This window comes from Rhodopirellula baltica SH 1 (assembly GCF_000196115.1).
GTDB lineage: Bacteria > Planctomycetota > Planctomycetia > Pirellulales > Pirellulaceae > Rhodopirellula > Rhodopirellula baltica.
This window is the reverse complement of sequence record NC_005027.1, coordinates 7,134,527-7,145,576: the sequence shown is the minus strand read 5'-3', so window position 1 is coordinate 7,145,576 and position 11,050 is coordinate 7,134,527. Positions and strand designations below refer to the sequence as shown.

Genomic DNA, 11,050 nt, shown 5'->3' with positions numbered 1-11,050 from the left:
CGCCGTTTTTGATGGCAGCATGAAAGGCATGGCGTAAATTGTGGTTAGCCGCAAAAAACGAGCAAACTCAGTTGGCCAGACGCCTTCGAATCCTGAGAGTTCTTCTACGAACCCAGCACTGACGGATCGCGTTTCATACGCGATCCTTTTAGCGAGCATTTGTGGGCTCGCTTTTTTTCTGCGCCTCGTCAACGTGCTGCAGACGTTTGAAGTCCCAACGCTGATTCAATTGTTGGGCGATGCCAAAGGGTATTTCGACTGGGCAATCCGTATCAGCGACGGTGACTGGTACGGCTCCGAAACTTTCTACCAGGCGCCGCTGTACCCGTACTTCTTGGCGGTTCTGATCGCCGTTTTCGGCCCGAGCATCACGCTGATCCGAGTCGTTCAGATGCTGCTGGGCGTTGCCGGCGTGGCCTTGATCGGTCTGTCAGGTCGCAAGCTTTTTTCAGAGAAGGTCGGATTGGTTTCGGCACTCATGCTGGCGATCTACCCGCCAGCCATTTACTACGACGGCATCATACAGAAAGCTTCTCTGGCTACTTTCTTGCTGTGCGTGTTGGTTACCGCATGCGTTTACCTTCAATGTGAAATGCGCCGGCGATACGCTGTTTTGGCGGGGATTTCGCTTGGTTTGCTGGTGCTGACGCGAGAAAACTCATTGCTTTGGACGCCGCTCATCCCACTTTGGATTCTGTTTGGAATTGGCGAAACCAAATGGCGCGGATGGATCCTCGTCGCTTGTTTTGCATGCGGACTTGCATCAATCGTTGTGCCCGTCGCGGCGAGAAACGCGTCTCTGGGAGGTGAGTGGTCGCCAACGACATTCCAAGCGGGCCCCAATTTCTACATCGGTAACAACCTGCAAGCCAGCGGCATCTACGTGCCCTTGGTGGCTGGTCATGAAACGCCGATGCACGAACGCGCCGATGCGCAGCGTCTGGCAGAGCAAGCTGTTGGCCGCGAACTCTCCTCTCGCGAAGTTTCGCAATTTTGGATGTCGCGAGCGTGGGAAGAGACTCGGCAGGCGCCCGGTCGCTGGCTGCAATTGATGGTTGCGAAGACATTCATGGTCTTCAATCGCTATGAAGTTCCCGACGTTGAGAGCATGTACGTCTTTCGGGAATACTCTTTTCCGTTGCAACTGAGCCGAATCTGGCACTTTGGCATCCTGTGCCCCTTGGGGATTTGGGGCCTGATCGTCTCCCGAGGCGATTGGCGCAGGCTGTGGCTGCACTACCTGTTGTTGCTTTCGATGATTGCCGCGGTGGTGCTGTTCTTCATCCTGGGAAGATACCGCAATCCGGTGGCGATCCTGTTCGTCCCATTCGCGGCAGCAGGTGCGGTTGACCTGTATCAACGGCTGCGAGAACAACAGTGGCGATCGATCGGCGCTGCCGGGGTGGTTTTGGCGTTATCGGCGGCGTTTTGCAACATTACCGTATACGAAGAGCGGTCCCTCCAGGCCAGTTGCTACATGAACATGGGCATCGCAGCCAGCAAGGCAGGCGACCTTCCGACGGGAATCCGATTGCTGAAAAAAGCAATTGCAGAGTTCCCCGAGATGGCGGAGGGATACGTCAATCTGGGCCGAGCCTACATGATGAGCCAGCAGCCGGGGCGAGCGGCGCAGTGCTTCCAAAACGCCCTGATTCTCGATCCCAGGTTGGTAGGAGTTCACCTGCAGCTGGGGGAAGCTTTTGAGTTGTCCGGCATGCGACAGCAGGCAATCAAGCAATATCAGCGGGCATTGGCATTCGACCCGAATGACCTCCGAGCATCGGAAGCCCTCAACCGGCTTCGCTAAACCTCCACATTGAGCATCTCGCGGTTCGTTCAGAACACGCCTTCTAGAGCTCAACGGAAGTCTATACGCCCTTCAATGGGTAAATTGTGTTATTTCTCCTCCCAATTGTTAAGAACTCATGCTATTCTGAGTGCTCAATTTTAGGGGATCCGTTCCTCATTCGATAACTTGTTTTCTTTAGGAGAATCATCTATGCAAAGAACTCTTCGTTCGCGGTCAGGTTTCACCCTGGTGGAACTGTTGGTCGTCATCGCCATCATTGGCGTCCTCGTCGGCCTCCTCTTGCCGGCTGTTCAAGCCGCTCGTGAGGCAGCACGCCGTATGTCGTGCAGCAATAATTTCAAGCAGATCGGGCTTGCGATTCACAACTACCACAGTGCTTTCAACCAGATCCCAACCAACGGGACGGGTACGAAGCAAGCAACCAGCATGACCGACGCTACCAATCAGAGTAACCGTTTGTTCTTGAGCTGGTTGGTTCCTGTCCTGCCGTATATCGAGCAGCAAGGTTTGTGGGAACAGATCTCGAACCCAAGCACGGAAGTCACACGTGGACAAGCCTTGCCCGGAAGTGTGAATGGTGCATGGCCTGCGATGGGACCGTGCCCATGGCAAACAACGTATGTCCCTTGGGTCACCCAGATCCCAGCATACCGTTGCCCCAGCGACGCGGGAGCAGCCCAAGGCCCCGGTCAACTCGCACGTGCTAACTACGCGTGTTCGGTTGGCGACGCTGTCGACCGTGGCAACAACGGTGGCATCAACGACTACGGCTACTTCGGTAACCAAAACAACCGAGATGAAGACTGGGCTGTGACTCGTGCTCGCGCGGCACAGCGTGGATTCTTCTGGAACCGTAACAAGATCCAGTTCCGAGACGTGCTGGACGGTCTGTCCAACACCATCGCTGCAGGCGAAGTGGTCACGTCCGGTGGCAAGCGAGAAATCAATGCTGACTTCGTTCGGAACATCACCACGATGTTGAATCCAAACGAAACCGTCTTGATCCCCGCTCGCTGCAAAGAAGGCGCGCACATCGATCCAACACGTCCGCAGTTCTATGACCCAAGTGCGAACGTCAGCGGAAGCTTGTCACAAGCCAAGCATGCTCGCTGGGCTGACGCACGTCCTTATTACACCGCGTTCCACACGATCTTGGCACCAAACGGCGCTAACTGTGTGCATGACGGTGGTGACGGAAACCACTCCGGCGTGATCTCGACTGCCGGCAGTCGTCACGCTGGTGGTGCTCACGTGCTGATCGGCGACGGTGCCGTGAAGTTCATCACGGACAGCATCGACACGGGCAACCTTGAAGCGAGCACGGTTGGCCGCGACAGCCCAGCCCTGCCGCCAGGTTCGCAGAGTCCATACGGAGTCTGGGGTGCACTCGGCACACGTGACGTCAAAGAAGTCGTTGACTTCGAACTCTAAGAGTTAGACATCACTCCGACTTTTAATGATCGAAACCTCGTCCGCAATTCGCGGGCGAGGTTTTTTCGTTTCGAGCAAAGGATCAGTCGCCTTATCATCAGGCCATTCCTCATCGGCCCCGACCGTGACGGCTTGCTCCAGTCAGTCGTTCTTTGAAGAAACGACAGCAGGACGACATCAATGCAGCGGATTGGAAAAACAGTATTCAAAGGACTTGGCCAACGATCATTCGTTACTCGTCGCCAATGTCGAATCAATGATCGCTGTCATCTCAACGATTCTGGCCAAGTAGTCTGCATTAAGGACCGTGATCGCGCAGCTTCAAAAGTCATCAGAGCAATGAACAGTTTCTGGGTCACCGTGCCCAATTCGCCCTGGTGTTGTCAAGAATTTTGAACCACAAGATCCCCGCAGGCCGGCTGATTCAGATAGATCGCTACCCACCAATCCTCTGCGAGCCAGACGTCGCAGACAGGTATCTAGCACGGTAGCCACCAGCAGGTTTCATCACGCCATGTGTTAAGTCGCTCACTGATCACACCCCGGCGTCAACCATCGAGCACTGGGAATAACCAGTGCGGCGAATCGATGAGCGACAACTTTAAAACGCTCAGAATGAGCAACCAGACGCTACTTCTGATCAGCTCTGCCACCCTCAAGGGCTACATCAGCAACCTTAAATGGATGCAAATTGAACATAGGACTCCACTAAATAGCATTGAACGGTTATCCTTAGCACTCAATTTTCGGGGGGATATCTTCCCCATTCGTTTCTTTGGTTTCTTTAGGAGCATTATCAATGCAAAGAACTCAATGTTCGCGATCAGGTTTCACGTTGGTGGAACTGTTGGTCGTCATCGCCATCATTGGCGTCCTCGTCGGCCTCCTCTTGCCGGCTGTTCAAGCCGCTCGTGAGGCAGCACGCCGTATGTCGTGCAGCAATAATTTCAAGCAGATCGGGCTTGCAATCCACAACTACCACAGTGCCTTCAACCAGATCCCAACCAACGGAACGGGTACGAAGCGCGAAACCAGCATGACCGACGCTACCAACCAGAGTAACCGTTTGTTCTTGAGCTGGTTGGTTCCTGTCCTGCCGTATATCGAGCAGCAAGGTTTGTGGGAACAAATCTCGAATCCAAGCACGGAAGTCACGCGTGGGCAAACCTTGCCCGGAAGTGTGAATGGTGCTTGGCCTGCGATGGGACCGTGCCCATGGCAAACAACGTATGTCCCTTGGGTCACCCAGATCCCAGCATACCGTTGCCCCAGTGACGCGGGAGCAGCCCAAGGCCCCGGTCAACTCGCACGTGCTAACTACGCGTGTTCGGTTGGCGACGCTGTCGATCGTGGCAACAACGGTGGCGTCAACGACTACGGCTACTTCGGCAACTTCGACAACCGAGATGAAGACTGGGCTGTGACTCGTGCTCGTGCGGCACAGCGTGGATTCTTCTGGAACCGTAACAAGATCCAATTCCGCGACGTGCTGGACGGTCTGTCCAACACCATCGCTGCAGGCGAAGTGGTCACGTCCGGTGGCAAGCGAGAAATCAATGCTGACTTCGTTCGGAACATCACCACGATGTTGAATCCAAACGAAACCATCTTGATCCCCGCTCGCTGCAAAGAAGGCGCGCACATCGATCCAACACGTCCGCAGTTTTATGACCCAAGTGCGAACGTTAGCGGAAGCTTGTCGCAAGCCAAGCATGCTCGCTGGGCTGACTCGCGTCCTTACTACACCGCATTCCATACGATTCTGGCACCAAACGGTGCTAACTGTGTGCATGATGGTGGCGACGGAAACCACTCCGGTGTGATCTCGACTGCCGGCAGTCGTCACGCTGGTGGTGCTCACGTGCTGATGGGTGACGGTGCCGTGAAGTTCATCACCGACAGCATCGACACAGGCAACCTCGAGGCAAGCACCGTTTGCCGTAACGCTCCTGGACTGCCGCCTGGTTCGCAGAGTCCATACGGAGTCTGGGGTGCACTCGGCACACGTGACGTCAAAGAAGTCGTTGACTTCGAACTCTAAGAGTTAGACGTCACTCCGACTTTTCAACGATCGAAACCTCGTCCGCAATTCGCGGGCGAGGTTTTTTCGTTTCGAGCAGAGGTTAGTCGTCATACCGTGAGATTGTTCGTCGTCGGGCTCGTTCGCAACAATTCGCTACAATCAGTCCGTTGGTTCCCATGTGCATCATTGCCGTTCGCCTCACCCCTGTCTGCCATTGCATGCCACGCATGACAACAGCCAAATCATGAATCAAAATCGAGTCCGGCTCAGTCTCAAGAAGCGGATTGCGTTCAGCGCCTTCGTCACCCTGTCTTTCTTCTGCTTCGCTGAAATCGGCTTTCGTGCGATGGAGATTTTTTGGCCTCCGCGCCACGTCGATTTTGGACTTGGGTTCAACGACGACAGCCGTGTTTTTGTCGACTCGAAGCTTCATCCCGGCTACATGGAAACCGATCCGGCCAAGCGAGTCAGCTTTGTGCGACAACAGTTCCTGCGGGAAAAACCGGCGGACGTTTTTCGAATCGTGGCGTTGGGTGGGTCTTCAGTGAATTACCTTGAGCCCGAATTGAAGCAATTGGAGCGCCAACTCAGCAACGATTCCAAGCAGATCGAAATCATCAACTGCGGCGGGCTTGCTTACGGAAGTCATCGGTTGGTGTTGGTCATGCGTGAGATGCTGGAATACGACCCGGATTTGATCCTTCTTTACACCGGGCACAATGAATTCGAGGAGATTGAACAACTCTCTCTTTCCGGATTGGACAATCTGCCATTCGAACGAACAATCAGTCGCTCAGCAATCGTTCGATTTCTTCGCGACCGTCGAGCCGATTACGAAATCAATCGCCTTGAGAAAGAGCACAATCAACGATTGCTCGCCCGCGAAGAACCGGTGAGCGACTCCAACTTTGCCCGAGCTTGGTCACATGATTTTGGTGAGCAAGATGTACAGCAACGCATGCAGAGTTACGAACACAATCTGAGATTGATTCTGACAACAACGAAGAATCAGCAGATTCCTGTCATCATGGGCACCGTCTCATCCAATTTGCTTCAGCCTTACTTACCTCGCGAGGCGGCCGCACGATATCAACAGGTTTACGAACTCTGGAAGAATGGAAAAAAGGACGAAGGTCTTCAGCTTGCGAAACGCATCCTGGCTGAAACGACAGGCCGACATCAATGCAGCGAACTGGAAAACAACATCTTGAGGAAACTAGCTGACGAATACTCGCTGCCAATCGTCGACGTCGAATCAATGATTGCCAACGCCGAGCCCCATGGCATTCCTGGCGAAACCCTCTTTGATGATCACTGCCATCTCAATGATGCGGGCCGAGCTATCTGGATAGAGGGTTATGCTCCTGAAATTCAAAAAGCGATCCAATCGACGTTGGCCAAACCCTGAACCGCATTGTTACGCCAACATGATCCTTGCCACGCACTCCAATCGGAATGCGTTCGCCGTCGGTCTCATCATTTTGGACGTTTCACGTCGGTCGCTTCTTTGAATGCGACCGCTGATACTGCGTTGCTTTTGCATCAATTGCCAAATGCGGAATTCGATCTCTCATTGACAGCCGTCAACGAAGACTCGAAAAGCCGAGCGATGCGTGTCAGCAACCAACGAACAAACGTTGAAATCCTGTTCGTGCGGAACGTCGGCGAACTCGGGTGGCATCGACCCTGAGCCCTGATCGCAAACACGATCAAAACAAACCAACCGCCGCTCACATTGAAAATCTGCGCTTCATATCTAACGGATCGAAACGCAACCTTAAGCGGCTGTAAATTGAACTTCAGGCTCCACTAGCCCACATTCAAATGCTAACCTCAGCTCTCCATTTGGGGGTTTTCATTCCCCGTTCAAGTGCTTGTCTTCCTTAGGAGAGTCTTCCATGCAAAGAACTCATCGCACGCGATCAGGTTTCACACTGGTGGAATTGCTGGTCGTCATCGCCATCATTGGCGTTCTCGTCGGTCTCTTGTTACCCGCGGTTCAAGCCGCTCGAGAGGCAGCGCGACGCATGTCGTGCAGTAATAATTTCAAGCAAATCGGGCTTGCGATTCACAACTACCACAGTGCTTTCAACCAAATTCCGACCAACGGCACCGGATCAGCTCGCCAGATTGGTATGGCGGACGCGACTAACAACAGCAACCGACTGTTCCTCAGCTGGCTTGTTCCTACTTTGCCTTACATCGAACAACAAGGTTTGTGGGAGCAGATCTCAAACCCAAGCACAACCGTCACACCAGGGCAAACCTTGCCGGGCAGCGTGAATGGCGCTTGGCCTGCAATGGGACCTTGCCCATGGCAAACCCGATATGTTCCTTGGATCACTCAAGTGCCCGCGTATCGTTGCCCCAGTGACACCGGTGCGGCCCAAGGTCCTGGTCAACTCGCCCGATCGAACTACGCGTGTTCGGTTGGTGATGCTGTCGACCGAGGCCACAACGGTGGTATCAACGATTACGGCTACTTTGGCAATTTCGACAACCGGGACGAAAACTGGGCTGTGACTCGTGCTCGTGCGGCACAACGTGGTTTCTTTTGGAATCGCAACAAGATTCAATTCCGAGACGTCCTTGATGGTCTGTCGAACACGATCGCCGCCGGTGAAGTTGTCACTTCGGGTGGCAAGCGAGAGATCAATGCGGACTTCGTGCGAAACATCACCGCGATGGCGAATCCAAACAACACGATCCTGATTCCAGCTCGTTGTGCCTCTGGTGCACACATCGATCCGACGCGTCCTCAGTTCTACGATCCAACCGCCACTGTGAGCGGAAGCCTGTCTCAGGCCAAGCACGCTCGCTGGGCTGACTCGCGACCATACTACACGGCGTTCCACACCATCCTGCCACCAAACGGTGCCAACTGCGTTCACTCCAACAACGATGGTAACCACTCTGGTGTCATCTCATCGGCGGGCAGTCGTCACGCCGGGGGTGCTCACGTGCTGATGGGTGACGGTGCCGTGAAGTTCATCACCGACAGCATCGATACTGGCAACCTTGAAGCGAGCACTGTCTGCCGAAACGGACCTGGCCTACCACCGGGATCGCAAAGCCCATACGGAGTCTGGGGTGCACTCGGCACACGTGACGTTAAAGAAGTCGTTGACTTCGAGCTCTAAGAGCTAGACGTCGCACAGACTCATCAACGATCGAAACCTCGTCCGCAATCCGCGGGCGAGGTTTTTTTATGCATTTCCACACCCCAAATCCCCTGCAATTCGTGTTGCAAGCAGAACTTCGTGTCGCGAAGTCAAGCGCTCAACCATTTGACATACTCACCGCAGCGTTTCGGCCGATTGACGCAGCTGGCCCAACTGGATTTCACGCGAGGTACCGTCTGATCGTACCGCGACCAAGAACTCGAGAGGCAGCAAGGACACTACCAACGCCTGCACAATCGCTGTGCCATAGACGGCCTAGTCTTCATCGTCCGAGCCCGCCAGGAATCGCTCGGTCGCCGTTTCATCGACGCGAATGTAGTGGTCGCGAAGTGGAGGAAAGACATCGCCCTGGACGCTCTTCAATCGCAGATCTTCGGTCGCTCGCCGTGGCATGTGACAGTCGATGCAGTTCTCGGCAAAGTTCACACCTTCATGAGGAAAGTAGCCGCAATCGCTTTCGCTCTCGTGACACTTCATGCAACGACTCGAGAACAAGACCTCGTTGCCTCGCTCGTTGTGATGCGGGTCGTGGCAATCAATGCACGTCATCTGCGACTGCAAAAAACATTCGCTTTGAGACAATCGATTCAACTGATTGCTGGTATGGACGCTGTTCTTCGCATCGGCTTCTTCATCGGGCGGATAGTAATGATCCTCCAAAGGATCACCTGGTCGAAAACTGAGTGCGTCGCCCTTCAGTTCGCGAGAACCTCCATGACACTGCCCACAAATGTCCATTTGAAGCTGACGCTCTAGATCAGCAGGATTGGTGATACCGACCGCCTCACGAGCGTCTTGGTTCTCACGATGGAAATCCACATGGTCCTTCGCCGGTCCATGACACCGTTCACAGGTCACCCCCATGATCATCGAACCAGGCGTGTAGCGGTTGGTGTTGCCGCGAAAATCAAAGTACGTCATATGGCAATCAAGGCAACGCTGCGGAATTGGCCTAGCGTAAGCAGCATCCCCGTCAATGTAGCCGGGGCTATTGATCCATTGGTCGCCATCGGTGATGTGCGTCACATTGTGTTGATAAAGACCATCCTTGTGCCAATACAGATACGTCTGAGCCATTTTGGACGATCCCATGATGATTTCCATCGGGACCTCAAAGCTCCAATCAAAAAAGTGGGCTCGCTGCAAAAACTCATCGCCTCGCCGAATCATCTCGAAAGACACATTGGGATCGGATGTTTGAAAGCGATTCCCGCCGGGCTCAAAGATTCCGTCGATGGTTGACTCGTTGACCGGACGACACGTCTTGTAGTGTCCGGTCGAGAGGAACGACTGATATTTCTCGCGATGGCATTCCTGACACTGCTCGGGGCCGACAAACCCGGGATTCTCGTGATGGGGAGTGACGTCGTCCGTTTTCTGCGGAGACTCACCAGGACGAAAAGGAATTTCGACGCCGCCGCCATTCTCAAATTTCCCAACAAACCAAACGTTTCCGGGAATCAAATTCACCACCATGTCATTGGGCGGTGCGGTGACTTTGGTCGTTTCCAAAAGAGCGGATGATTCCGCTTCGCTGCTTTTGCGTTGCTGCTGACTTTTCACCAGGTCACGAAAAAGCTCATCGTCACGTTCTGATTGCGTCATGCTGTAACCGAACCAGCCGACGACCGCGACGATCACGATGAAAGCTAACCCGCGTTTGTAGTTCAAGGCTCATTTCCTGCGGCGAAGTTCTGTCAGCAAAACGCGATTGGATCAAACGAACCCGTGAACGACAAGCGTTCGCATCCATCTCGGTTTGCTACCAGCTTAACTCAGTTCAGATTCGCGTGAGGGCCTATTTCGCCGCGGTCCCAATCACTCGGTCGATCGCCCACAGACGCCAGCAGTCAGCTTTCGGTTTTTGCCGGAATCAGATTCACGACCGTCTGGATGACTTCGCCGATCGTCATGACTCGAGCGTATCGGTCGCGGAGAGTCGCCAATGTCGCGTTGTGCAGTTCCGGCGTCACCGTCGCACAGCAATCCTCGACCACGGTAACCAAATAACCCAAATCGCAAGCGTCGCGAACGGTGGTTTCGACGCATTCGTTGGTATAAACGCCAACCACGAACAAGGCTTCGATGCCCATGTTTTTCAAGACGTAGTGAAGGTTGGTTGAACTGAACACTCCGCTGGCGGTCTTGTTGATGACAATCTCATCGCGATCCGGCTGCGGTGCCACTTCGACCAAGAATTCTGCTTCGTGCGAACCAGGTGCGGCTAGCAAATTCAGCCGTTTGTGCCCTTTGCCACGATCGCGTCCGTCTTGCGTCAAAGACTGAATTCGGGTGTGAATGACTTCCAAATTGCGACGACGAAATGCCTCTTGCAACCGTCGCACGTTTGGCAGCACCGTGTTGCTCAGCCGATCGAAGTAGTACTTCTGACCCTCGGGGGACACGCCGTGGTTGTTTCCTTCCGCAAATACACCACACCCTGGCGCGGCGTCGAGGTATTGCAGATCGATGCACAACAACGCGGTGTGGCGGCCAACGAGGAACTCGCCGTGGGCGGGATTTTCAACAAACGATTCGTGATAAATTTCGCGAAGCGGATCCGGGTGTTCTTCGTGCGGTGCAAAATCGTTCATGGTGAGCCTT

General features: G+C 54.1%; 7 protein-coding genes. 5 read left to right on the top strand and 2 right to left on the bottom strand.

Going from position 1 to position 11,050, the window contains the following annotated elements:
- Positions 1 to 193: 193 nt before the first annotated feature.
- From RB_RS27650 to RB_RS27620, 5 genes are all read left to right on the top strand, one after another.
- Positions 194 to 1,807 carry a tetratricopeptide repeat protein gene (locus RB_RS27650; protein ID WP_164922636.1) on the top strand — a complete coding sequence of 538 codons (1,614 nt, stop codon included), beginning with the start codon at positions 194 to 196 and terminating at the stop codon, positions 1,805 to 1,807.
- Between the two features lie 192 nt (positions 1,808 to 1,999).
- Positions 2,000 to 3,241 carry a DUF1559 domain-containing protein gene (locus RB_RS27645; protein WP_164922635.1) on the top strand — a complete coding sequence of 414 codons (1,242 nt, stop codon included), beginning with the start codon at positions 2,000 to 2,002 and terminating at the stop codon, positions 3,239 to 3,241.
- A gap of 799 nt (positions 3,242 to 4,040) precedes the next feature.
- Positions 4,041 to 5,282, top strand: a complete 1,242-nt coding sequence (locus RB_RS27635; RefSeq protein WP_164922634.1) for a DUF1559 domain-containing protein — start codon at positions 4,041 to 4,043, stop codon at positions 5,280 to 5,282.
- A 160-nt stretch (positions 5,283 to 5,442) separates the two neighbouring features.
- Positions 5,443 to 6,672, top strand: coding sequence for an SGNH/GDSL hydrolase family protein (locus RB_RS27630; protein WP_011124147.1), 1,230 nt, complete (start codon positions 5,443 to 5,445; stop codon positions 6,670 to 6,672).
- A gap of 490 nt (positions 6,673 to 7,162) precedes the next feature.
- Positions 7,163 to 8,404: a DUF1559 domain-containing protein gene (locus RB_RS27620; RefSeq protein WP_007329092.1), complete on the top strand. Its 1,242-nt coding sequence runs from the start codon at positions 7,163 to 7,165 to the stop codon at positions 8,402 to 8,404.
- 297 nt (positions 8,405 to 8,701) lie between these two features.
- On the opposite strand, the gene RB_RS27615 is transcribed toward RB_RS27620, so the two are convergent.
- Entirely contained in the window at positions 8,702 to 10,117 is a 1,416-nt protein-coding gene (locus RB_RS27615; RefSeq protein ID WP_011124143.1) for a multiheme c-type cytochrome, read from the bottom strand.
- A 179-nt stretch (positions 10,118 to 10,296) separates the two neighbouring features.
- A complete protein-coding gene (locus RB_RS27610) occupies positions 10,297 to 11,040 on the bottom strand; it encodes a cysteine hydrolase family protein (protein ID WP_007333956.1) in 744 nt (247 codons plus the stop codon).
- Positions 11,041 to 11,050 lie beyond the last annotated feature (10 nt).